Below are 23,698 nucleotides of genomic sequence, written 5' to 3' on the forward strand. Positions count from 1 at the left end.
TTCTCTCCTGCCACTGCGATCAGCCTGGAACCAGCCTGGAAGTTGCCTGAAAGTCACTCGCCCGGATCGTCGATGTCCGGCAGCAGCGGCAGCCGGACCCGGAAGGTCGCACCCCCGTCGGGGGTCTCGGCGACCTCGACGGCGCCGTGGTGGGCGGCCACCAACGCCGCCACGATGGCCAGGCCCAGCCCGGTCCCGGTGGCGCCGCCGGCCCGGCGGGTGCGGGCGGCATCGGCCCGGTAGAAGCGTTCGAAGACCCGCTCGGCCTGTTCCGGGGAGAGCCCGCGGCCGGTGTCCGCGACCTCGACCACCGCCAGGTTCCCCGGCTCGGTACGCAGCCGCAGGGTCACCGAGGCGTCCAGCGGGGTGTGGGTGAGCGCGTTGGTCATCAGGTTGCCGATCACCTGGCGCAGCCGGGCGTCGTCGCCGAGCACCACCAGCGGCCCGGAGCCGGGCTCGATCTCCAGCTCGATCCGCCGGTCCGGGGCCACCACCCGGGCGGCCTGCACCGCGTCGCCGGCCAGCAGTGGCAGCTCCACCGGGGCGAGCGAGAGCGGGCGCTCCCGGTCCAGCCGGGCCAACAGCAGCAGGTCCTCCACCAGCAGCCCCATCCGGGACGCCTCGTCCTCGATCCGGCGCAGCAGGCCGGCGGTCTCCTCGGGGGCCCGGGCGGCCCCCTGCCGGTACAGCTCGGCGAAGCCCCGGATGGTGGTCAGCGGCGTACGCAGCTCGTGCGAGGCGTCGGCGACGAACTGCCGCATCCGCTCCTCGGAGCGCCGGGCCCTGGTCTCGGACGCCTGGGCGGCGGCTGCCGCGTCGCGGGCGCCGGCCTCGGCCGACCGGGCGGCGATCTCCGAGGCGGCGCGGGCGGTGAACGCGGCCTCGATCTGGGCCAGCATCGTGTTCAGCGCCCGGGACAGCCGCCCCAGCTCCGAGGTGGGGCAGGCCTGCCCCTCCTCCGGGTCGGGCACCCGCCGGGTCAGGTCGCCGCCGGCGATGGCCCCGGCGGTGCGTTCTATGTCCACCAGCGGCTTGAGGCTGGTCCGCACGATCGCCGCGCCGATGGAGGCGAGCAGGATCAGCACCGCCCCGCCGACCAGGAGGTCTATCCAGACCAGCCGCTTGACCGCCCGGTCCACGTCGGTGAGGTTCTGCGCGATGGCGACCATCTGCCCGTTCGGAAGCTCCGCGTAGATGATCCGCCAGCGCACCCCGCTGTTGCGGGCCGGGACCGTCCTCGGCCCGCTGGCCTGGGCCGCGAAGCCGGCCGCGTCGCTCGGCCAGGACGGCAGGTCGTCGGCGTGGAACCGGCCCGTGTCGTACGCGACGATTTCCGCCACCCCGGTCCGCCCGTCGGTGGCCACCAGCAGGTAGTCGGTGGGGATGATCGATTTCGTCTCCTGCGCGGTGATCAGCGTCGTCCTGATGTTGCTCACCGCGCCTTCCAGCTCGCCGTCGACCTGGGCGATCAGGTAGTTGCGCAGGAAGTACGTGGTCAGCGAGCTGATCACGACGAGAGCGACGGCGACCAGCGTCAGCACGGCCGCTACCAGCTTCACCCGCAGCGGTACGCTTCGCAGCCGCCCCTTCGCCTGGGCGACGACGCTCACGCCGCCGGCTTGCGCAGCACGTACCCCACGCCGCGCAGGGTGTGGATCAGGCGGGGCTGGGTGTTGTCGACCTTGCGCCGCAGGTAGGAGATGTACGACTCGACGATGTTGTCGTCGCCCCGGAAGTCGTAGTTCCACACGTGGTCGAGGATCTGCGCCTTGGACAGCACCCGGTTGGCGTTCAGCATCAGGTACCGCAGCAGCTTGAACTCCGTCGGCGAGAGCTGCACCCGCTGCCCGGCCCGGTGCACCTCGTGGGTCTCCTCGTCCAGTTCCAGGTCGGCGAAGGTGAGCCGGGACGGGGCCTGCTCGCCGTTGGCCGTCCGGCGGAGCACGGCCCGGATCCGGGCGGTCAACTCCTCCAGGCTGAACGGCTTGGTGACGTAGTCGTCGCCGCCGAGGGTCAGCCCGCGGATCTTGTCGTCGGTGGCGTCGCGGGCGGTCAGGAAGACCACCGGGGTGCGCGTGCCGCCCTCGCGGAGCATCCGGATGACCTCGAACCCGTCGAGGTCGGGCAGCATCACGTCGAGGACCACCAGGTCGGGGCGGTGGTCCTTGGCTGCGCTCAGCGCGGCGCTCCCGCTGGTCGCGGTGGCGACGTCGAAGCCGGCGAAGCGGAGGCTCGCGGAGAGCAGTTCGAGGATGTTGGGGTCGTCCTCGACGACGAGCAGTCGCGCCTCGGTGTGGGTAGCGGCCATGCCGACCATCATCCGTGACATGGCTGCGCTCACGCTGGGCGGTTGCTGGAAAAATCCTGAGAACGGCCGCCCCGCCCCGGGCCGGTCAGCGCAGCAGGTGGCGCAGCCCGTCCAGGGCGCCGTCGAGCACCCGGATCGCCGTGCGGAGCTGGGCGTCGCTGGGCCGGCTGGCGCGGACCAGGCCGCCGACCTCGACGGTGAACGCGGCCAGCCGCTGGTCGAACTCGGTCAGCAGGGGCGACTCCCCCGCCGGGGCGGCGGGCCGCGCCGGGCCCGGGGGCGGCGGCTCCCACCTGGTACGCCCGGTCTGCCGGGTGGCCTCGCGCAACTCCCGCTTGAGGTCCTGGACCGAGCCGCGCACCTCGGAGCGGATCTCGCCGGCCAGGGCGGAGAGGTCCGCCACGGAGGCGCTGATGTCGGACTCCAGGGTGGCCAGCTCGCCGGCCCGCTGGCGCAGCTCGGCCCGGCCCGGCCCGGTGATCTCGTAGACCTTGCGACCACCGGCGGCGGTGTGGGTCACCAGCCCTTCGACCTCCAGCCGCTGGAGCCGGGGGTAGATGGTGCCGGCGCTGGGCGCGTACAGGCCGAGGAAGCGGTCCTTCAGCAGGAGGATCAGCTCGTACCCGTGCTTGGGGCCGTCGTCGAGGAGCTTGAGCAGGTAGAGCCGGAGCCGCCCGTGGCTGAACACGGCGGTCACGGCAACTCCTCCTCCTTCTCGTCGTCGACGGGGCGGGCGAGCAGCGCGATGCCGCCGGAGGTCGCGGACGCCCAGAGCTTACCCGCGCCCGTGCCGATGACCCCCGCGCTGTCCCGCACGCCACCCAGCCCGGCCCGGTCGCGCACCTCGGGGAACCCGCTGGTGATCCGGCCCGCGGTGGTGTGCAGGTGCACGGCGAGGTCGCTGTCCCGGCGGACCCGGACGGTGATGGCGCCGGAGATGGTGTTGAGCTGGATCTCCCCGTCGCGCGGGTTGTCCAGGTCGCAGGTGATCTCGCCGGAGACGGTGTGCGCGCGGACCGTGGCGGCGGCGCTGTCGGCGATGACCACCTCGCCGGAGACGGTCTCCAGGCTCAGGTCGCCGGTGACCCCCAGCGCCTCCACCGGCCCGGAAACGATCTTCGCGGTGGTGTGGCCCCGGACCCCCATCAGGGTGATCTGCCCCGCCGTGACGTCGGCCCGGGTCTGCCGGCTCAGGCCAGAGGCGACCAGCGCCCCGTCGATCAGGGTCAGGTCGGCCGGCACGTCGGCGGGGACGGCGATCGAGACGTCGGCCCGGAAGCGCCGACCGAGCTGACCGAGCCACCAGAGCATCCCGGGCATCCTCGGGTGCCGTTCGTGCCGGACGATCAACACGCCGTCCCGGTGCTCGACGATCACCGGCCGACGGCCGATCCGGGTGATGTCCACCCGGGCCGGGCCGTCCGTGCCGACCACGTTGAGCCGCCCGGAGACCAGGTGGACCTTCAGCGAGGTGACCGGCTCGTCCAGGGTGAGCCGCTGTGGGTTGTCGACGGTCCAACTGGCCATGGTTTCCTCCCCGGCCCGGACGCGCCCGAGCGGTGCGTCCACGAGGAGAGCATAACGCGATACATCGCGACTGTCCAAGACTGTCGCGTGTCGGGAAGGCGTCCGGGTGGACACCGCCGGGCGGGATGAGATGGTGGTCCACGTCACCGGAGCGCCAGGAGGGACCGTCCATGACAGTGATCATTCCGGTGCGGTTCAACGGTCCGCCCGGCTCGGGCAACGGCGGCTGGACCGCCGCCGCCCTGGCCGCCGCCGCCGGGCACGACGGGCCGGTCGAGGTGACGCTGCGGCAGCCGCCGCCGCTGGAGACCCCGCTGACCGTGGCCGGCTGGGAGGTCCGCGACCCCGGTGGCCGGCTGATCGCCGAGATGCGGCCGGCCGGGGACGCCCCGGAGGCGGTGCCGCCGGTGGACCTCGGCACGGCGCGGGCCGCCGCGGCGGCGTACCCCGGGCTGGTGGAGCATCCCTTCCCCGGCTGCTACGTCTGCGGGCCGGACCGGGTCGACGGCCTGCGGATCTTCCCCGGCCGGCTGCCGGACGGGCGGACGGCCGCGCCGTTCACCGCCCCGGCCGAGGTCACCCCCGAGACGGTCTGGGCGGCGCTGGACTGCTCCGGCGGCTGGGCCGTCATCGGCCCCGGCCGCCCGTACGTGCTCGGCCGGATCGCCGTCGTGCTGGACGCGCTGCCGGCCCCCGGCGACGAGTGCGTGGTCACCGGCGTGGCGGACGACGCCCGGGGGCGCAAGGCGCTGGTCCGCACCGCCCTGTACGGCCCAGGCGGCCGCCTGCTGGGCCGCGCCCGGGCCACCTGGATCGCGCTGCCCGGGGCGTGACGGGCGGGGGCGGGGCGGACGGTCTCGTCCCTGAGGAGGATGCTCTCCTGCCTGAGACGGAGCCGGATGTAGGTGTCGCGCCTGATTGACCTGGTTGCGCCGTCTTGCCACGCTGTGCGACGGCGCATCCGCAACAGCGCCGCACACGTCGGCGCGTCCACGCGCCAAGCACGGGAGGAGAACGATGTCTGACGGGCAGCGAAGCCCCACCATCGGCAGCGGTCAGATCGTGGTGTCCGGCCTGACGAAGCAGTACAAGAACGTCCGGGCGGTCGACAATCTGTCGTTCACGGTCGCATCGGGGCGGGTGACCGGCTTCCTCGGCCCGAACGGCGCCGGCAAGACCACGACGCTGCGCATGCTGCTGAACCTGGTCACCCCGAGCGGCGGCGGTGCGACCATCGGCGGCCAGCGGTACGTCGACCTGGCCGACCCGCTGCGCCACGTCGGCGCGGTGCTGGAGGCGTCCAGCGCGCACAAGGGCCGCACCGGGATCAACCACCTGCGGGTGATCTGCGCGGCGGCCGGGCTGCCGAAGCAGCGGGCCGACGAGGTCCTCGCCCTGGTCGGGCTGACCCCGGCGGCGAAGCGCAAGTTCAAGGGCTACTCACTCGGCATGAAGCAGCGCCTCGGCATCGCCGCCGCGATGCTCGGCGACCCCCAGGTGCTGATCCTCGACGAGCCGGCGAACGGGCTCGACCCGGAGGGCATCCGGTGGATGCGCGGCTTCCTCAAGGGCCTGGCCCACGAGGGCCGCACGGTGCTGGTCTCCAGCCACCTGCTGTCGGAGATGCAGCTGCTCGCCGACGACGTGGTGATCATCGCGGCCGGCAAGCTGATCCGGCAGGGGCCGGTCGAGCAGGTGCTCGGCTCGATGGCGCAGGGCGGCCAGGTGCGGGTGCGCACCCCGCAGGCCGAGGAGCTGACCGTGGCGCTGCGCGAGCAGTCCGCGACGGTGGAGACCGGCGAGCACGGCGTGCTCCTGGTCGGCGGGTTGGACGCCCCAGCCATCGGCAAGGTCGCCCTGGCCGCGAAGGTGGAGCTGCACGAACTGACCCCGGAGCGACCCGACCTGGAGCGGGTCTTCCTGGAACTGACGGCCGGAAAGGCGGGCATCCGATGAACCTCGTCCGATCCGAGCTGCTCAAGATCCGGACCACCAGCACCTGGTGGATATTCGGGCTCATCTCGCTACCGCTGTGGATCCTCGCCCTGCTGTTCAACTGGTTGCAGACCGACGCGCTGGCCAGCGGGGGCTTCGAGGACGTGCCGGCCGAGCAGGCCGACCAGATCCAGGCCATACAGTCGGCGGACAGCCTGGCCGCCAACATCTACACCAACGGCCAGTTCTTCGGGCTACTCATCATGATGCTGCTGGGCATCATCGTGGTGACCAGCGAGTTCTTCCACCAGACGGTGACCACCACGTTCCTCACGGTGCCGCACCGTACGGCGGTGATGGTGGCGAAGCTGGTCGCCGGGGCCGTGATCGCGATGCTGTTCTGGCTGGTCACCACCGTGCTCAACCTGGTGTTCGGCGCGCTGGTCCTGAACAACGTGGACGTCGGCACCCAGTTCGGCAGCGGCGCGGTCTGGCGGGCGATCGGCCTGAACGCGCTGGCGTACCTGCTCTGGTCGGTGCTGGGGGTCGGGATCGGGGTACTGATCCGCAGCCAGATCGGCGCGACGGTCACCGGCATCCTGCTCTACCTGGGCGGCTCGATCGGGGCCATCGCCGTGCTGAGCATCCTGGCCGCCCGCTACGGCGAGTGGATCAACAAGCTCCAGGTGGCCGTGCCGTCGCTCGCCTCGTCGCTGATGGTCAGCGGAGCCGAGATTCCGGGCAACCCGCCCCGCTGGGCGGGGGCGGCGGTGCTGATCGGGTACGCCGTGCTGGCCGGCGTGATCGGCGCCCTCACCATCCGGCGGCGGGACATCTCCTGACGCCTACGGCCGACGTGGCACCCGGCCCCGGGGCGTGATCGTGATCACGCCCCGGGGCCGGTCCCGTTCCGGCCTGCGGTCAACGGGACACGCGGCGTCGACCGGACTTCTGCATCTTCTGTGAAACGGACCACGCGCCGGAGCCGGAAATGCCTAGCGTATTCCTACGGCGTAGCCTGGGAGCCGTCTCCCGTCCACCCGCACATCGGGGCGGCGGCTGACACCGCGTGACACACCAAACCCGCGTGAAAGAGGCGATTACCGGCCGTGTCGACCCAGCAGACTTCGCAGGAGAACCCACTGGCGGGTTTCGGCCCGAACGAGTGGATCGTCGAGGAGATGTACCAGCGCTACCTCGCCGACCCAAGCAGCGTCGATTCGGCATGGCACGACTTCTTCGCCGACTACCGCCCGGCGCCCGGCGCCGCCACGCCACGCCCCGACGGCCAGGCCGGCAAGGCGGCTGCCGCCGAGCCGGAGCCCGCCGGGCAGCAGGAGGCCACCGCCACCGTCGCCCGGCCGGCCGCGAAGGCCGAACCGGCCCCGGCGAAGGCCGCCGCGCCGAAGGCCGAGCCGGCCACGAAGCCCGCCGCGCAGCCGGCCCCGGCGAAGGCCGCGCCGGCGCAGCCCGCCCCGGCAGCCAAGGCCGCCCCGGCGAAGCCGGCCGTCTCCGGCCCGCAGACCACCCCGCTGCGCGGCGTCGCCGCGAAGATCGTCCAGAACATGGACGCCTCGCTCAGCGTGCCGACCGCGACGAGCGTGCGCTCCGTCCCGGCCAAGCTGCTGGTGGACAACCGCATCGTGATCAACAACCACCTCGCCCGCGGGCGGGGTGGCAAGGCCAGCTTCACCCACCTGATCGGGTACGCGATGGTCCGGGCGCTCGTCGAGCACCCGGAGATGAACAACTCCTTCGCCGAGGTCAACGGCAAGCCGGCGGTGGTCCGCCCCGAGCACGTCAACCTGGGCATCGCGATCGACCTGGCCAAGCCCGACGGCTCCCGCAACCTCGTGGTCCCGTCGATCAAGGGCTGCGAGGGGATGGACTTCCGGCAGTTCTGGCAGGCGTACGAGGACGTGGTCCGTCGCGCCCGCCGCAACGAGCTGACCATGGACGACTACTCCGGCACCACGATCTCGCTGACCAACCCGGGCGGCATCGGCACGGTGCACTCGATCCCGCGCCTGATGACCGGGCAGAGCGCGATCATCGGCGTCGGCGCGATGGAGTACCCGGCGCCGTACCAGGGGATGAGCGAGGCCACCCTGGCCGAGCTGGCCGTCAGCAAGATCATCACCCTGACCAGCACGTACGACCACCGGATCATCCAGGGCGCGCAGTCCGGCGAGTTCCTCAAGGTCATGCACGAGCTGCTGCTCGGCGAGCACGCCTTCTACGACCAGATCTTCACCTCGCTGCGCATCCCGTACGAGCCGGTGCGCTGGATGCGGGACGTCGCGGTCGACTCCGAGGGCCAGATCAACAAGACCGCGCGGGTGCACGAGCTGATCCACGCGTACCGGGTGCGCGGCCACCTGATGGCCGACACCGACCCGCTGGAATTCAAGATCCGCAAGCACCCCGACCTGGACGTGCTCCAGCACGGGCTGACCCTGTGGGACCTCGACCGGGTCTTCCCGGTCAACGGCTTCGCCGGCAAGCAGCGGATGAAGCTGCGGAACATCCTCGGCGTGCTGCGCGACTCGTACTGCCGCCGGGTCGGCGTGGAGTACATGCACATCCAGGACCCGGAGGAGCGGCGCTGGATCCAGGAGCGGATCGAGCGCAAGTACGAGAAGCCCAGCACCGACGAGCAGAAGCACGTGCTCAACCGGCTCAACGCCGCCGAGGCGTTCGAGACCTTCCTGCAGACCAAGTACGTCGGCCAGAAGCGCTTCTCGCTGGAGGGCGGCGAGTCGCTGATCCCGCTGCTCGGCGAGGTGCTGGAGTCCTCCGCCGAGGCGGGGCTCGACGAGGTCGTCATCGGCATGGCCCACCGCGGCCGGCTCAACGTGCTGGCCAACATCGTCGGCAAGCCGTACGAGAAGATCTTCTCGGAGTTCGAGGGGCACCTCGACCCGCGCTCCACCCAGGGCTCGGGCGACGTGAAGTACCACCTCGGCCAGAACGGCAAGTTCACCACCCCGGACGGCGAGCACGCCGTCAAGGTGTCGGTGGTGGCGAACCCGTCGCACCTGGAGGCCGTCGACCCGGTGCTGGAGGGCATCGTCCGGGCCAAGCAGGACCGGATCGACCTCAAGCTGGAGGGGTACACGGTGCTGCCGCTGGCGGTGCACGGTGACGCCGCCTTCGCCGGCCAGGGCGTGGTCGCCGAGACGCTGAACCTGTCGCAGCTGCGCGGCTACCGCACCGGCGGCACGGTGCACGTGGTGGTCAACAACCAGGTCGGCTTCACCACCGCACCGGAGCACTCCCGGTCCAGCCTCTACAGCACCGACGTGGCCCGGATGATCGAGGCGCCGATCCTGCACGTCAACGGCGACGACCCCGAGGCCGTGGTCCGGGTCGCCCGGCTGGCGTTCGAGTACCGGCAGGCGTTCAACAAGGACGTCGTGATCGACATGGTCTGCTACCGCCGGCGCGGGCACAACGAGGGCGACGACCCGTCGATGTCCAACCCGCAGATGTACCAGATCATCGACTCGAAGCGGTCCGTCCGGAAGCTGTACACCGAGGAGCTGATCGGCCGGGGCGACATCACCGTGGAGGACGCGGAGGAGCTGCTGCGCGACTACCAGTCGCAGCTGGAGCGGGTCTTCAAGGCCACCCGGGACGCCGCCTCGGCGCCGAAGCAGCCCGCCCGGCAGCGCCGCGCGGACGAGCCCGAGCCGCAGGTGGAGACCGCCACCAGCATCGACGTGGTCAAGGCGGTCGGCGACGCCCACGTCAACCTGCCGGAGGGCTTCACGCCGCACAAGCGGATCCAGCAGCTGCTCGACCGGCGGGCCAGGATGTCCGTCGAGGGCAACATCGACTGGGGCTTCGGCGAGATCATCGCCTTCGGCGCGCTGCTGCACGACGGGGTCACCGTCCGGCTCGCCGGGCAGGACTCGCGCCGTGGCACGTTCGTGCAGCGGCACGCGTCCGTGGTGGACGCCAAGACCGGCGCCGACCACCTGCCGTTGCAGTCGCTCACCGCCGACGGCGAGCGGTCCCGGTTCTTCGTGCACGACTCGCTGCTCAGCGAGTACGCGGCGATGGGCTTCGAGTACGGCTACTCGGTGGAGAACATCGACGCGCTGGTCTGCTGGGAGGCCCAGTTCGGCGACTTCGTCAACGGCTCCCAGTCGGTGATCGACGAGTTCATCTCCTCCGGCGAGGTGAAGTGGGGCCAGCGCTCCGCCGTCACCCTGCTGCTGCCGCACGGCCACGAGGGTCAGGGCCCGGACCACACCTCCGGCCGCCCGGAGCGGTTCCTCCAGCTCTGCGCCGAGGACAACATGCGGGTGGCCATCCCGACCACCCCGGCGAGCTACTTCCACCTGCTGCGCCGCCAGGCCCTGTCGCCCAAGCGCAAGCCGCTGGTGGTGTTCACGCCGAAGTCGCTGCTGCGGCACAAGCTGTGTGTGTCCCCGGTCGAGGACTTCGCCACCGGCACCTTCCGGCCGGTGCTGCCCGACACCGCCGCCCCGGCGGCGGAGCAGGTGAAGCGGGTGCTGCTCTGCTCGGGCAAGGTCTACTACGACCTGTTCCAGGCCCGGGCCGACCGGGGCGTCACCGACACCGCGATCATCCGGATGGAGCAGCTCTACCCGCTGCCCGTCGAGGAGATCCGGGCCGCCCTGGCGCAGTACCCGAACGCCGAGGACTACGCCTGGGTGCAGGAGGAGCCGGCCAACCAGGGCGCGTGGAGCTTCGTCGCGCTCAACCTGCTGGAGCACCTGAGCGAGATCCGGCTGCGCCGCATCTCCCGCCCGGCCGCCGCCGCCCCGGCGGTCGGCTCGGCCAAGACGCACGAGGTCGAGCAGAACGCGCTGATCGAGGCGGCGCTGCCCCGCCCGTGACCTGACCGCACCGCGCGCAGCGGGGCAGCGACCGTCACCACGACGGGCCGCTGCCCCGCTCGCGTCGGCGGACCACCCGACCCGGCCGCCGGCCGGGCCCAGGAATGAGGACGTACGGATGTACTTCACCGACCGCGGGATCGAGGAACTGGTCGAGCGCCGGGGCGAGGAATCGGTCAGCGTGGAATGGCTCGGGGAACGGCTGCGGGACTTCGTCGACCTGAACCCCGAGTTCGAGACGCCGATCGAGCGGTTCGCCACCTGGCTGGCCCGACTCGACGACCCCGACGACGACTGAGGTCGCGACCTTCGGCCCGGGTAGTAGGACCTGGGCGGGCCGGGGCGCGATCTTGTAGCGTGGGGGCGTGGCCCGGAGCGTATATCTGACCAGTGTGGGTTCCGGCGGAGGGAAGTCGACCATCGCGCTCGGCCTCGCCGAGCTCCTCTCCCGACAGGTCGAGCGGATCGGCGCGTTCCGGCCGCTGGTCGCCGGCAGGGGCCCCGACCCGATCCTCGCCCTGCTCACCGACCGCTACCGGATCGCCCTGCCGATGGCCGACCTGCACGGCGCCACCTACGCGGAGGCCACCGAGCTGGTCGCCGACGGCCGGCGCGAGGAGCTGATCTCCCGGCTCGTCGAGCGGTACCGGGACGTCGAGCGGCGCTGCCCGGCGATGGTGGTGGTGGGCAGCGACTTCGCCGACGGCGGGGACGGCGCGGGCCCCCGCGAGCTGGCCTTCAACGCCCGGCTGGCCACCGAGTTCGGCAGTGTGGTGGTGCCGGTGATCGACGGCTTCGGGCAGGAGCCGGAGGCGATCGCGGCGGCGGCGCGCGGGGCGTACCACGACCTGGAGGACCTCGGCGCGACGGTGCTGGCGGTGATCGCCAACCGGGTGCCGGGGGCCATGACGCTGCCCGAGCTGCCCGTCCCCGCGTACGCCATCCCGGAGGTGCCGACCGTGTCGGCGCCGACGGTGGCCGAGGTGGCGGCGGCGCTCGGCGCCACCCTGCTGGCCGGCGACGACGCCGCGCTCGGCCGCGACGTGCTCGACTACGTGGTCGGCGCGGCGCACGTGCCGACGCTGCTCGACCACCTGACCGAGGGCGCGCTGGTGATCACCCCGGGCGACCGGGCGGACCTGCTGGTGGCGGCGAGCGCCGCGCACGTGGCCGGCCAGGTCTCCGTGGCCGGGCTGGTGCTCACCCTCGGCGAGCAGCCCGACCCCAGGGCGATGCGCCTGGTCGAGGGGTTGAACACCGGCCTGGCGGTGCTGTCGGTGCCCAGCGACAGCTACGACACGGTGGCCGCGTCCAGCCGGATCGAGGGGCGGCCCAGCGTCGCGAACCCGCGCAAGGTGGAGGCCGCGCTCGGCGCGTTCGAGGCCAACGTGGACACCGACGACCTGGCCCGCCGGCTGCGGGTCAGCCGGTCCGAGCGGGTCACCCCGCTGATGTTCGAGTACGACCTGATCGACCGGGCCCGGGCCACCCGCCGGCACCTGGTGCTGCCCGAGGGCACGGAGGAGCGGATCCTGCGCGCGGCGGAGATCCTGCTGCGCCGGGGCGTCGTCGACCTGACCCTGCTCGGCCGCACCGACGACGTCGCCCGGCGCACCCGGGAGCTGGGCATCGACATCGCCGGGGCGACCGTGGTCGACCCGGCGACCAGCGAGTGGCGCGACGAGTTCGCCGAGGCGTACGCGAAGCTGCGCGCCCACCGGGGCGTCACGCTCGACCTGGCCCACGACGTGGTCGCCCAACCGAACTACTTCGGCACGATGATGGTGCACACCGGGCACGCCGACGGGATGGTCTCCGGGGCCACCCACACCACCGCAGCCACCATCCGCCCCGCCTTCGAGATCATCCGCACGGTGCCCGGTCTCTCGGTGGCCTCCAGCGTCTTCTTCATGCTGCTCGCCGACCGGGTGCTGGTGTACGGCGACTGCGCGGTCAACCCCGACCCGGACGCCGCCCAGCTCGCCGACATCGCCACCTCCTCGGCCGACACCGCCGCCCGGTTCGGCATCGAGCCGCGGGTGGCGATGCTGTCGTACTCGACCGGGGACTCCGGGGCGGGGGCGGACGTGGAGAAGGTCGCGGCGGCCACCCGGCTGGTCCGCGAGCGCCGCCCGGAGCTGCTGGTGGAGGGCCCGATCCAGTACGACGCGGCGATCGACCCGAAGGTCGCGGCCACCAAGCTGCCCGACAGCGCGGTCGCCGGACGGGCCACGGTGTTCATCTTCCCGGACCTGAACACGGGCAACAACACGTACAAGGCGGTGCAGCGCTCGGCCGGGGCGGTGGCCGTCGGCCCGGTGATGCAGGGCCTGCGCCGGCCGGTCAACGACCTGTCCCGGGGGGCCACCGTCCCGGACATCGTCAACACCGTCGCGATCACCGCCATCCAGGCCGCCGCCGGGGAGTCGTCATGAGTCGGGTGCTCGTCCTCAACTGCGGTTCGTCGTCGGTGAAGTACCGGCTGTACGACGGCGACGAGGTCCGCGACTCCGGGACGGTGGAGCGGGTCGGCGAGCCGGGGGGCGGCCCGGCCGACCACGAGACGGCGGTCCGGGAGATCCTCGGCCGGCTCGACCTGGCCGGGCTCACCGCCGTCGGGCACCGGGTGGTGCACGGCGGGCAGCGCTTCGCCGAGCCGGTGCTGATCGACGACGCGGTGTTCTCGGCGATCGAGGACCTCGTCCCGCTCGCCCCGCTGCACAACCCGGCGAACCTGGCCGGCATCCGGGTCACCCGCGAGGCGCTGCCCGGCGTGCCGCAGGTCGCCGTCTTCGACACGGCGTTCCACCACACCCTGCCCGAGGCCGCCGCGACCTACGCGATCGACCGGGACACCGCCCGGCGGTACGCCATCCGCCGGTACGGCTTCCACGGCACCTCGCACGCGTACGTCTCCCGGCGCACCGCCGAGCTGCTGGGCCGGCCGTACGAGGAGCTGAACACGATCACCCTGCACCTGGGCAACGGGGCGAGTGCCTGCGCCGTGCAGGGCGGGCGCAGCGTGGCCACCTCGATGGGGATGTCCCCGCTCGAGGGACTGGTGATGGGCACCCGCAGCGGCGACCTCGACCCGACGATCATCTTCCACCTGCGCCGGGAGGCCGGGATGGGGGTGGACGAGATCGACGACCTGCTCAACCACCGCAGCGGCCTGCTCGGCCTGACCGGGGTCAACGACATGCGGGAGGTGCTGGCCCGCCGCGACGCCGGGGACCCGGCCGCCGCGCTCGCCTTCGACGTCTACCGCCGCCGGATCACCGGGTACGTCGGGGCGTACTACGCCCTGCTCGGGCGGGTGGACGCGGTCGCCTTCACCGCCGGGGTGGGCGAGCACGCCGCCGCGGTCCGGACCGCCGCGCTGGCCGGCCTGGAGCGGCTGGGCATCGCCGTCGACCCGGGGCGCAACGCCGGCAGCGGCGACCGGGTGATCTCCCCGGACGGCATGGAGGTCGCCGTCTGCGTGATCGGCACCGACGAGGAGCGCGAGATCGCCCGGGAGACCCGCGCGGTGGCCGGGACGGCCCACTGACCCCGACCGGCCAAGCGCCGGCCCCGAGCGGCCAGGCGCCGGCCCCGAGCGGCCAGGTGCCGGCCCCGAGCGGCCAGGTGCCGGCCCCGACCGATCAAGCCCAGCCGAGCCTCCGCCGGGCCGGCTCGCCGGGGTCGGTCAGGCCAGGGCCAGCCAGGCGACCACGGCCGCCAGCACCACCGCGACGACCGCGCCGACCGCGACCAGGGGCGCCCGGGATGCCGCCGGGGCGGTCGGGGCACCGGCCTCCGGCGCGTGGGCGAACGCCCGGAACTGCTCTGTGTTGCCGCTCGGGTCCAGGTACTTGTCAGACATGGGCCAGACCATAACCAAGGCGGCCCGGCCGAACCGTCCCCGTGCGGGCGAATCGCCGCAGGACCGCCGGATCGGGGGAGCCGCCCCCGCCGGGTGGCCTCGCCGACCGGTCCGGACGGCGGGGCCCCGCCGGCCCCGGGCCGCCTACCGTGGTGGCGTGGGGGGCATGGGGGTGCGACGGCTGGTCGCCGTGCTGATGACGGCGCTGCTGGTCGGCTGCGGCCCGGCCACCGCCGCCGCTCCCGGCGGGGAGCCGCCCGCCCGGTCCGCGCCCGCCGGGGCGTACCCGGTCGGGGTGCGGACGTTCACGCTCGACCCGGCCGGCGCGCGCCCGCTGCCCGTGACCGTCTGGTACCCGGCCGGGACCGGCGGGGTCGCCCGGGGCCGGTTCCCGGTCGTCGTGTTCAGCCACGGGCTGGGCAGCCTCCCCGAGTTGCACGCCCCGCTGACCACCCGGTGGGCCGCCGCCGGGTTCGTGGTGGCCGCTCCGGCGTACCCGCACACCCGACGCGGGGCGGCCCGGTTCACCCGCGCGGACGTGCGCAACCAGCCGGCCGACGGCTGGCGGCTGATCCGGCACCTGGTCCGCCTCGACGCCCGCCGGGGCGATCCGCTCGCCGGCCACCTGGACGTCGCCCGGTTCGCCGCGGCCGGGCACTCGGCGGGCGGGTTCACCAGCGCCGGGATGCTCACCTCCGGGCACTCCCCCCGGCTGCGGGCGGGCGTCGTGATCGCCGGGGGCGGCCTGGCCGGCGCGTTCGCCGGCCCCTCCGCGCCGGTGCTGTTCGTGCACGGCGACGCCGACCCGGTGGTGCCGGTGACCGTCGGCCGGGCCGCGTACGCCCGCACACCCGGCCCGGCCGCGTTCCTCACCGTCACCGGCCAGGGCCACGGCGCGTACCTGGTCCCCGGCCACCCCGGCTTCCCCCAGGTCCTCGCCGCCACCACGGACTTCCTCCGCTGGGCCCTCTACGGAGACCCCACCGCCCTCCACCGCCTCCCCATCGACGCCCGCTCCCCCGCCACCACCTGGCTCTCCCGCCTCCCACCCCGCCCCCCGCCCCCTGGTGACCTGACCCCCGACCCCGGCCTCCCTGACCCAGCCCGCGATCTTGCAGTTGCTGCCCCGACCTTTCGGGCGGAAGGCGCGAATCGCGGGCCCTAAGTGCAAGATCACGGGGGTGGGGGTGGGGTGGGTGGGGGGGTTGGGTGGTGGGAGGGGTGGGGGTGGAGGGACGGCAGGTGGGGGCGATCGGCGAGGTGCTGGAAGTGGCTCTGGAGGGTGGGATGGGGGTGTGGCTGCGAGGTGGGTGGGCGATGGACTTCCACCTCGGCGAGGTGACCCGGCCGCACCTCGACGTCGACTGGTACTGCTGGCGCGACGACGTCGACCGGCTGTCCGCCGCGCTGCTCGGCCGGGGCTGGCGGGTGGATCCCCGGGTGCCCGTCGACACGCAGCTCGACCTGCTGCGGGACGACGTCGAGCTGAGCTTCGCGTACCTGGCTCGGGACGCGTCGGGGCGGGTGGTGGTGGGCGGCGGGCCCTGGGCGGGTACGCCGCTGCCGGAGGGGATGCTCGACGGGCCGCCCGGCCGGATCGGCGACCTGACCGCGCCGATCATCTCCGTGGCCGCCCAGATCGAGTTCAAGGAGATGTACCCGATCTGGATGCCGCAGCGGCCCCGTCGCTCGAAGGACGTCGCCGACATCGCCCGCCTCCGCGCCGCCGCCACGCGTCCGGCAGGGCCGACCGGCCCGGCGGCCCCGCCCCCGTACCCCGGGTGACCGGCCGCCCGCCTGCGGTGCGATGCCGGCCGACGGCCGCGCTCCGCGAGGCACAATCGGGTTCATGCCCCGTCGCCGCATCGCCGCCCTGCTCGCCGCCGCACTCCTCGCCTTCGGCGTGGCCGGCTGCTCGGGCGAGCCGGAGCCCGGCCGGCGCACCGCCGCGCCGACGGAGCCGCCGAAGGCGACCACCCCGGCGCCGCGGGTCCCGGCCGGCACCGCGCCGAGCGGGTCCTTCGCGGTCGGCGTACGCCAGCTCAAGCTGAACCGCGACGGCGACCGGCCGCTGCCGGTCACGATCTGGTACCCGGCCCGGGGATCGGCCGGCGGCTCGGCGGAGCGGTCCGCGCCCGCGGCGACCGGCCGTTTCCCGGTGGTGATGTTCAGCCACGGCCTCAACGGTCGGCCGGACGACTACGCGACCCTGCTCACCCGCTGGTCGGCCGCCGGCCTCGTGGTGGCCGCGCCGACCTTCCCGCACACCGCTCGGGGCGGCGACGGCAACGTGCTGGACGTGCTCAACCAGCCCGCCGACGTGTCGTACGTGCTGACCCGGGTGCTCGCCCTGGACGCGAAGACGGGCGACCCGCTGCGCGGCCGGCTGGCCACCGACCGGGTGGCCGCGGCGGGGCACTCGGCCGGCGGGGTGACCACGATCGGCCTGTTCACCGCCGGGCGGGACGACCGGCTGGACGCCGGGGTGGTCTTCGCCGGCACCGCCCTGGGCGTGGGCACGGCGTTCGCCGGGGCCGCCGCGCCGCAGCTCTTCGTGCACGGCGAGGCCGACGAGGTGGTCGGCTACGCGTCGGGCCGGGCGGCGTACGACAGGGTGCCCTGGCCCAAGGCGATGCTGAGCCTGCCGAAGGGCGACCACGGCCGCGCCCTGCTCACCGACGGCGCGGCCCTGCGGGTGGTCTCGGACACCACCGTCGAGTTCCTCCGCTGGACCCTGTACGGCGACGCGGCAGCCAAGGGCCGGCTGCCGGCCGAGGCCGCCCGCGGCGGCCTCGCCACCCTCGACGACCGGCTGTGAGGCCCCTCCCGGCGGGGCCCCTCCCGGCCGGAGAGTCGATCAGGCCGTGTGGTCGATGACGATCTTGCCGAAGACGTCGCCCGAGTGCAGCCGGGCGAAGGCGTCCTCGACCCGGCTGAACGGCACCACGCTGTCCACCACCGGGCGCACGTCGTGCTCGGCGCAGAACGCCAGCAGCTCGGTCAGCTCGCCCGGGGTGCCCATCGAGGTGCCGAGGATCTCCAGTTGCATGGCGAAGACCCGGCGCAGGTTGACCTTCGGCTCGTGCCCGGCGGTCGCCCCGGAGACCACGATCCGGGCCATCGGCGCGGCCGACTTCAGCGAGTGGTCGAAGGTGGCCGCCCCGACCGTCTCGACCACCACGTCGACCCGCTCCGGGAGCCGGGAGCCGGGCTCCAGCGCGGTCGCCCCCAGCTCGGTGATCCGCTCCCGCTTGCCGGGGTCGCGGCTGGTCGCGTACACCCGCTTGCCAAGCGCGACGGCGAGCGCGACGGCCGCCGTGGCGACGCCGCCGCCCGCGCCCTGGACCAGCACCGACTCGGCGTCCTCCACCCGGCCCTTGGTGGTCAGCATCCGCCAGGCGGTGAGCCACGCGGTGGGCAGGCACGCGGCGTCCGTCGCGGACACGCCGCCCGGCAGGGGCAGCAAATTCATCCGGGGTACGGCCACCCGCTCGGCGAGGGTCCCTTGAAAGTTCTCGGAGAGGATGGACATCCCGCGCGGGTCGCCCGGGTCGGCGACCAGCGGGTAGACCACGACCTCGTTGCCGTCCGGGTCGGTGCCGACGGCGTCGCAGCCGAGGATCATCGGCAGCCGGTCCGCGCCGAGCCCCACGCCGCGCAGCGACCACAGGTCGTGGTGGTTGAGCGAGCTGGCCCGCAGCTGCACGGTGACCCAGTCGTCCTCGGGGTGGGTCGGCTCGGGCCGCTCGCCGACGGTCAGCGCGGAGAGCGGGTTGTCGGCGTCGAAGCTCGACGCGAAGGCGGCACGCATGGTCCGCACCGTAGCAAGGAGCGGGCGTGTCAAGAAGGGCCCCTTCGCTGCCATCGGGCATGAGAAGGGGCCCGTCGTCCCACCTCAGGCGCGGGCGACGCCGTCGCGGCGGGCTGCCTCGGCGACGGCCGCGGCCACCGCGGGGGCGACCCGCGGGTCCAGCGGGGACGGCACGATCGCGTCGGCGGTCAGCGTCTCGGCCACCACGCCGGCGATCGCGTCGGCGGCGGCCACCTTCATGCCCTCGGTGATCCGGGTGGCCCGGGCGTCCAGCGCGCCCCGGAACACGCCGGGGAAGGCCAGCACGTTGTTGATCTGGTTGGGGTAGTCGCTGCGACCGGTCGCGACCACCGCGACGTGCCGGCCGGCCACCTCGGGGTGCACCTCCGGGGTCGGGTTGGCCAGCGCGAAGACGATGCCGCCGGGGGCCATCCCGGCCACCGCCTCCTCCGGGATCTGCCCGCCGGAGACGCCGATCAGCACGTCGGCGCCGCGCAGCGCCTCGGTGACGTCGCCTTGGCGGCCCGCGGCGTTGGTGTCGGCCGCGAGGGCGGCCTTGGTGCCGGTGAGCTCGGCCCGGTGCCGGCCGATGATCCCCTTCGAGTCGCAGACCACCACCCGCGCCGGGTCCACTCCCCCGGCGATCAGCATCCGGGTCACCGCCACCCCGGCCGCGCCCGCGCCGCTGACCGTCACCCGCAGGTCGCCCAGCTTGCGGTTGAGCAGGGTCGCGGCGTTGCGCAGCGCGGCGAGCACGACGATCGCGGTGCCGTGCTGGTCGTCGTGGAAGACCGGGATGGGCAGCGCCTCGTCGAGCCGGCGTTCCACCTCGAAGCACCGCGGCGCGCTGATGTCCTCCAGGTTGATCCCGCCGAACGAGGGGGCGATGGCCTTCACCACCGCGACGATCTCGTCCACGTCCTGGGTGTCCAGGCAGACCGGCACCGCGTCCACGCCGCCGAACTGCTTGAACAGCACCGCCTTGCCCTCCATCACCGGCAGCGCCGCGCGCGGGCCGATGTTGCCCAGCCCGAGCACGGCCGACCCGTCGGTGACGACCGCGACGGTGTGCCCCACCCAGGTGTAGTCGTCGACCAGAGCCGGGTCGGCGGCGATCGCCTCGCACACCCGGGCCACCCCGGGGGTGTAGGCGAGGGAGAGGTCCTCCCGGCTGGTCAGCGGGACGGTGGAGGCGACGGCCATCTTGCCGCCGGCGTGCAGTCGGAAGATAGGGTCGGCGGGATCCACGATGGACGAAGGCATGGTGACTCCAGGATCTGTCGAGCAGATGGAGCGTCCGGCTCGGGCGCGAGGTGAGGCGACGAGCGGCGGTACGCGGTGCGGGGGGTCACCCGGGCACCCGCCGAGCATAGTGTCGGCCGCGCACCCCGGATGTGAGTAGGGTCATACTCGGGAGTAGCTTCAAGGGCTGCGCAGGCGGCCCGGCCGGGGCCAGTACCGGGCCACCACCCGGCCCTGCACGTCGGCCACGCCGTACACCCGGGAGTCGTCGGTGACCAGGTCGTTGTCGCCACGTACCCACCAGCCGCCGTCCTGTGGACGGACCGTGCGCTTGACCACCAGCAGTTCCGGGCGACTGCGGAAGACGGCGACCACGACGTCGCCGGCGCGGACCGGGCGGCCGCCCCGCCGGACCAGCACAGCGTCGCCGTGGCGCAGGGTGGGGACCATCGACGGACCGGCGACCAGCACGGCGGCGAGCGGCCCGCGCAGCCGGTCCGCGGCCCGGGGTTCGTCGGGACGCACCCGGGTTTCACCTCCGCCCCGTTGGGGAGCATGTCCAGGAGTAATGTCGTCTTGGATCATCGCAAACTTCACATGGAGGATCCCGATGCGACTTCCACGCATCCTCACGCCACGCGTCACCGCCAGCGCCCACTGCGACCTGCCGTGCGGCATCTACGACCCGGCCCAGGCCCGGATCGAAGCCGAGTCGGTCAAGGCGATCGCCGAGAAGTACCAGGCGAACACCGACCCCGAGTTCCGCACCCGGGCGCTGATCATCAAGGAGCAGCGCGCCGAGCTGGTCAAGCACCACCTGTGGGTGCTGTGGACGGACTACTTCAAGCCGGCCCACTTCGAGAAGTACCCGAACCTGCACACCCTGTTCAACGAGGCAACCAAGCTGGCCGGCGCAGGCGGCGCCAAGGGCAGCGTGGACCCGGCCAAGGCCGACGAGCTGCTGACGAAGATCGACGAGATCTCGAAGATCTTCTGGGAGACCAAGCAGGCGTGACCGCCGGCCTCACCCTGACCGTACGGCCGGCACGTCCCGAGGACGTGCCGGCCGTCGTCGCGATGGTGCACGAGCTGGCCGAGTACGAGCGGGCGCCCGACCAGTGCCACCTGAGCGCCGAGCAGCTCGCCGCGGCCCTCTTCGGCCCGGCACCGGCGCTGTTCGGTCACGTGGCGGTGGACGACGCCGACCGGCCGCTCGGCTTCGCGCTCTGGTTCCTCAACTTCTCCACCTGGGCCGGCACGCACGGCATCTACCTGGAGGACCTGTACGTCCGCCCGGAGGCCCGGGGCAGCGGCGCGGGCCGGCTGCTGCTGGCCACCCTGGCCGCGATCTGCGTGGAGCGGGGCTACCGCCGGCTCGACTGGTCGATGATCGACTGGAATCCGGCCGCCCGGTTCTACGCCGCGGTCGGCGCCGCGCCGCTGGCGCAGTGGGTGCCGTACCGGCTGGCCGGGCCCGCCCTGCACGCGCTGGCGGCGCAGGCGGACGGCGGGGCCCCGGCCACAACCGGCGGCGCGCCCCAGCACCCATCGGCCTGACGGGGTAGAGTCCCCGCCGGGGGGATGAGGCGTGACTCAACTGACCGGCCAGCCAGCGACCGACGACGACGTGGTGCACCTCACCGTGCCCGCCGACGGCGGCTACCTCGGCGTGCTCCGTACCGCCACGGCCGGCCTCGCCGCCCGTCTCCAGTTCGCCCTCGACGAGATCGAGGACCTGCGGATCGCCGTGGACGAGGCGTGCGCCATGCTGCTCGCGATCGCCACCAGGGACGCCGAGCTGGAGTGCCGGTTCGCGGTGACCGACGACGCGCTCACCGTCGAGGTGACCGTGCCGACGGTGCGCGGCGCGACGCTGCCCTCGGAGTCGTCCTTCGCCTGGAAGGTGCTGACCGCGCTGACCACGACCGCGTCGGCGAACGCGGCGAACGGCCGGGCCACCATCTCCCTGCTCACCCGGCGCGCGTCCCGCTACTGACCCCCGCGACCTGCCGCGGGCCGGCTAGTAGCCGAGGGCCCGGGTGGTCGGCGGGCTGACCAACAGGGCGGACACCCCGAGGCCGAGCGCCATCAGCGGCAGGCCCAGCCACCCCAGGCCGCCCTGGATCATGTACCAGCCGACCGGCAGCAGCATGAGCTCCAGGACGATCGCCGGGGCACGGGCCCCGGCCCGGCGCCGGTTCAAGGCGCCGGCGAGCACCCACAGCGCCGCAGTGCCGCCGAGGGCGAACGCGGTCACCAGCAACGCCGACGGCAGGTCGGTGGTCTCGGCGGTGAAGTCGGCCCAGACCAGCCAGGCGGCCACCAGAGCCAGCGCGACCGCCTCCGCCCGGAGCAGCCGGACCGCCCATTGCAGCGGGGTCGGATTCCGGTCCGAGTCGATGGTCACGCGCGACACGATACCCGTGGTGGATCGCGGTACAGTGCCGCCCATGCGGGCCGTCCTGGTCGTCAATCCGAAGGCCACCACCACCAGCGAGCGCAGCCGGGACGTCCTGGTCCGGGCGCTGCGCAGCGAAGTCGACCTGTCGGTGCGGTACACCCGCCGGCGGGGCCATGCCACGGATCTGGCCCGGGAGGCCGCCGAGGAGGGCGTCGACCTGGTGGTCACGCTCGGCGGTGACGGCACGGTCAACGAGGTGGTGAACGGCCTGATGACGGCCGACCCGCCGACCATCCGCACCGGGAGGACGCTCGCCGAGCGCCTGCCGGCGCTGGCCACCGTCCCGGGCGGCTCGACGAACGTGTTCGCCCGGGCGCTGGGCCTGCCCCGGGAGTGGCCCGAGGGCACCAGCATGATCCTGGAGGGGTTGCGGCTGGGCCGGTCCCGGACGGTCGGGCTGGGGCGGGCCGACGACCGCTACTTCACCTTCTGCGCCGGCTTCGGCATCGACGCGGCGGTCATCCACCGGGTGGAGCAGGCCCGCCGGCGGGGCCGGGTCTCCACCCCGGCCCTCTACCTTCGGTCGACGGTGAACCAGTACTTCCTCCGCTCGGACCGGCGCCATCCAGCGATCACCCTGGAGCGGCCCGGGGCGGCGGCCGAGGGCGAGCTGGCCACCGTCATCATCCAGAACACCGCGCCGTGGACGTACCTGGGCGAGCGGGAGATCAACCCGAACCCGGAGGCGTCCTTCGATCTCGGGCTGGACGTGCTGGCGATGCGTCAGCTCCACGTGGCGAGCACCGCACGCACAGTGACCCAAGCGCTCTCCCGGGCCCCTGATCCCCGGGGCCGCCAGGTGCTGCGGCTGCACGACGTGAACGAATTCACCCTGTTCACGAGCCGCCCGCAGGCCTTCCAGCTGGACGGGGACTACCTCGGCGAGCGAGAGAAAGTTAGATTTGCATCCGTTCCGGCCGCACTGAGAGTAATCTGTTAGGTCTCGGGTACAGCCCTTGGTCAAGCGGTCCCCCACACCGTGCCGACACGGTGGCCGCACACCGAGGGCGAGGTGCCGGAAATGTCAGCAATGTCACGCGTACTGTACTATATTGATCCTCGACTGTGGCACGGCGGGTAGCTGGATCACTCTAGAACCCGGACAAAAGGGTCGTGAGCTTGCTCACCGCTCGGAGTTTTTCCGAGCGTCACCCTTGACATCGCGTAAGTTCGTGAAAGTATTCACAAGCGAACTTGAGTTACCGGGACATTGCCTGGATATGCTCGCCGTGTTGAGCTGTTCCAGCAGGTCCCAGGGGCCGCAAGAGCCTGCTCACGCAGCGCCGAATTGATGGACGCGAACCGTCACCATTCGACGTGCGGACGAATATAAGAAAAGCACCAAAAGCAAATCTGCCACCCATCCAGAATGAGGAGTGTTGCCGCCATGGACTGGCGTCACCATGCTGTCTGCCGTGACGAGGACCCGGAGCTGTTCTTCCCGATCGGGACGTCCGGTCCGGCTCTCCTGCAGGTCGAGCAGGCCAAGGCCGTCTGCCAGCGCTGCTCCGTGACCGACCAGTGCCTCCAGTGGGCACTCGAGTCCGGTCAGGACGCTGGCGTCTGGGGCGGGATGAGCGAGGAGGAGCGGCGCGCCGTCAAGCGTCGCGGTGGCCTCCGGGTGCTGCGCGCTCACTCCGCCTGACCGCACCGAACTAAAGGCTCCACGCCCCGGCAGGGC

At 73.0% G+C, this 23,698-nt stretch carries 24 protein-coding genes; 15 read left to right on the forward strand and 9 right to left on the reverse strand.

Translation table 11 applies throughout. The features are described 5' to 3' along the window. Positions 1-53 precede the first annotated feature (53 nt). The 4 genes from OG617_RS08675 to OG617_RS08690 form a co-directional block, all read right to left on the reverse strand. Entirely contained in the window at positions 54-1,610 is a 1,557-nt protein-coding gene (locus OG617_RS08675; protein WP_405100271.1) for a sensor histidine kinase, read from the reverse strand. Then, a complete protein-coding gene (locus OG617_RS08680; protein ID WP_396684071.1) occupies positions 1,607-2,308 on the reverse strand; it encodes a response regulator transcription factor in 702 nt (233 codons plus the stop codon). The genes OG617_RS08675 and OG617_RS08680 overlap by 4 nt, the downstream gene beginning before the upstream one ends. An 85-nt stretch (positions 2,309-2,393) precedes the next feature. Then, positions 2,394-3,005, reverse strand: coding sequence for a PadR family transcriptional regulator (locus OG617_RS08685; RefSeq protein ID WP_405100273.1), 612 nt, complete (start codon positions 3,003-3,005; stop codon positions 2,394-2,396). After that, complete coding sequence (locus OG617_RS08690) at positions 3,002-3,877, reverse strand: DUF4097 family beta strand repeat-containing protein (protein ID WP_405100275.1); 876 nt, start codon at positions 3,875-3,877, stop codon at positions 3,002-3,004. Before OG617_RS08690 ends, OG617_RS08685 begins: the two co-directional genes overlap by 4 nt. Before the next feature lie 134 nt (positions 3,878-4,011). Between OG617_RS08690 and OG617_RS08695 the strand changes: the two genes are divergently transcribed. The 7 genes from OG617_RS08695 (at position 4,012) to OG617_RS08725 (ending at position 14,188) form a co-directional block, all read left to right on the forward strand. After that, positions 4,012-4,668: a hypothetical protein gene (locus tag OG617_RS08695; protein ID WP_405103571.1), complete on the forward strand. Its 657-nt coding sequence runs from the start codon at positions 4,012-4,014 to the stop codon at positions 4,666-4,668. Between the two features lie 184 nt (positions 4,669-4,852). Then, the gene (locus tag OG617_RS08700) at positions 4,853-5,791 is read left to right on the forward strand and encodes an ABC transporter ATP-binding protein (RefSeq protein ID WP_405100277.1); all 939 of its coding nucleotides are present in this window, start codon (positions 4,853-4,855) and stop codon (positions 5,789-5,791) included. Beyond that, positions 5,788-6,612 carry an ABC transporter permease gene (locus OG617_RS08705; protein WP_405100279.1) on the forward strand — a complete coding sequence of 275 codons (825 nt, stop codon included), beginning with the start codon at positions 5,788-5,790 and terminating at the stop codon, positions 6,610-6,612. Before OG617_RS08700 ends, OG617_RS08705 begins: the two co-directional genes overlap by 4 nt. A 267-nt stretch (positions 6,613-6,879) precedes the next feature. Further along, positions 6,880-10,638, forward strand: coding sequence for a multifunctional oxoglutarate decarboxylase/oxoglutarate dehydrogenase thiamine pyrophosphate-binding subunit/dihydrolipoyllysine-residue succinyltransferase subunit (locus tag OG617_RS08710; RefSeq protein WP_405100281.1), 3,759 nt, complete (start codon positions 6,880-6,882; stop codon positions 10,636-10,638). Positions 10,639-10,756: 118 nt separating this feature from the next. After that, positions 10,757-10,936, forward strand: coding sequence for a DUF6104 family protein (locus OG617_RS08715; protein WP_091078681.1), 180 nt, complete (start codon positions 10,757-10,759; stop codon positions 10,934-10,936). A gap of 67 nt (positions 10,937-11,003) precedes the next feature. Then, positions 11,004-13,073, forward strand: coding sequence for a phosphate acetyltransferase (gene pta, locus OG617_RS08720; RefSeq protein ID WP_405100283.1), 2,070 nt, complete (start codon positions 11,004-11,006; stop codon positions 13,071-13,073). After that, the gene (locus tag OG617_RS08725; protein ID WP_405100285.1) at positions 13,070-14,188 is read left to right on the forward strand and encodes an acetate/propionate family kinase; all 1,119 of its coding nucleotides are present in this window, start codon (positions 13,070-13,072) and stop codon (positions 14,186-14,188) included. Before pta ends, OG617_RS08725 begins: the two co-directional genes overlap by 4 nt. Before the next feature lie 138 nt (positions 14,189-14,326). On the opposite strand, the gene OG617_RS08730 is transcribed toward OG617_RS08725, so the two are convergent. Further along, entirely contained in the window at positions 14,327-14,503 is a 177-nt protein-coding gene (locus tag OG617_RS08730; RefSeq protein ID WP_396684053.1) for a hypothetical protein, read from the reverse strand. 166 nt (positions 14,504-14,669) lie between these two features. On the opposite strand from OG617_RS08730, the gene OG617_RS08735 reads away from it, so the two are divergent. From OG617_RS08735 to OG617_RS08745, 3 genes are all read left to right on the forward strand, one after another. Continuing rightward, the gene (locus OG617_RS08735; protein ID WP_405103573.1) at positions 14,670-15,668 is read left to right on the forward strand and encodes an alpha/beta hydrolase family protein; all 999 of its coding nucleotides are present in this window, start codon (positions 14,670-14,672) and stop codon (positions 15,666-15,668) included. A gap of 62 nt (positions 15,669-15,730) precedes the next feature. Then, entirely contained in the window at positions 15,731-16,288 is a 558-nt protein-coding gene (locus OG617_RS08740; protein WP_405100287.1) for a nucleotidyltransferase domain-containing protein, read from the forward strand. Positions 16,289-16,352: 64 nt separating this feature from the next. After that, the gene (locus OG617_RS08745) at positions 16,353-17,321 is read left to right on the forward strand and encodes an alpha/beta hydrolase family protein (RefSeq protein ID WP_405100290.1); all 969 of its coding nucleotides are present in this window, start codon (positions 16,353-16,355) and stop codon (positions 17,319-17,321) included. A 39-nt stretch (positions 17,322-17,360) separates the two neighbouring features. On the opposite strand, the gene OG617_RS08750 is transcribed toward OG617_RS08745, so the two are convergent. The 3 genes from OG617_RS08750 to OG617_RS08760 form a co-directional block, all read right to left on the reverse strand. Next, entirely contained in the window at positions 17,361-18,323 is a 963-nt protein-coding gene (locus tag OG617_RS08750) for a zinc-binding dehydrogenase (protein WP_405103575.1), read from the reverse strand. 75 nt (positions 18,324-18,398) lie between these two features. Next, positions 18,399-19,577, reverse strand: a complete 1,179-nt coding sequence (locus OG617_RS08755; RefSeq protein ID WP_405100292.1) for an NADP-dependent malic enzyme — start codon at positions 19,575-19,577, stop codon at positions 18,399-18,401. A 159-nt stretch (positions 19,578-19,736) separates the two neighbouring features. Further along, entirely contained in the window at positions 19,737-20,141 is a 405-nt protein-coding gene (locus OG617_RS08760; protein ID WP_405103577.1) for a S24/S26 family peptidase, read from the reverse strand. 25 nt (positions 20,142-20,166) lie between these two features. Between OG617_RS08760 and sodN the strand changes: the two genes are divergently transcribed. From sodN to OG617_RS08775, 3 genes are all read left to right on the forward strand, one after another. Beyond that, positions 20,167-20,571, forward strand: coding sequence for a superoxide dismutase, Ni (gene sodN / locus OG617_RS08765; protein WP_405100294.1), 405 nt, complete (start codon positions 20,167-20,169; stop codon positions 20,569-20,571). 62 nt (positions 20,572-20,633) lie between these two features. After that, positions 20,634-21,113: a GNAT family N-acetyltransferase gene (locus tag OG617_RS08770; protein WP_405103579.1), complete on the forward strand. Its 480-nt coding sequence runs from the start codon at positions 20,634-20,636 to the stop codon at positions 21,111-21,113. Positions 21,114-21,144: 31 nt separating this feature from the next. Then, on the forward strand, positions 21,145-21,552 hold the full coding sequence (locus OG617_RS08775; protein WP_405100296.1) for an ATP-binding protein: 408 nt from the start codon (positions 21,145-21,147) through the stop codon (positions 21,550-21,552). Between the two features lie 24 nt (positions 21,553-21,576). Here the strand turns inward: OG617_RS08775 and OG617_RS08780 are convergent, their stop codons facing one another. After that, positions 21,577-21,963, reverse strand: coding sequence for a hypothetical protein (locus OG617_RS08780; protein ID WP_405100298.1), 387 nt, complete (start codon positions 21,961-21,963; stop codon positions 21,577-21,579). 43 nt (positions 21,964-22,006) lie between these two features. Between OG617_RS08780 and OG617_RS08785 the strand changes: the two genes are divergently transcribed. Next, positions 22,007-22,957 (forward strand): diacylglycerol/lipid kinase family protein, encoded by a 951-nt coding sequence (locus tag OG617_RS08785; RefSeq protein ID WP_405100300.1) that lies wholly within the window; start codon positions 22,007-22,009, stop codon positions 22,955-22,957. Between the two features lie 447 nt (positions 22,958-23,404). After that, positions 23,405-23,662 (forward strand): WhiB family transcriptional regulator, encoded by a 258-nt coding sequence (locus OG617_RS08790; protein WP_161685375.1) that lies wholly within the window; start codon positions 23,405-23,407, stop codon positions 23,660-23,662. Positions 23,663-23,698: the final 36 nt, after the last annotated feature.

This window comes from Micromonospora sp. NBC_01412 (genome assembly GCF_045040215.1).
Lineage (GTDB): Bacteria > Actinomycetota > Actinomycetes > Mycobacteriales > Micromonosporaceae > Micromonospora > Micromonospora rubida.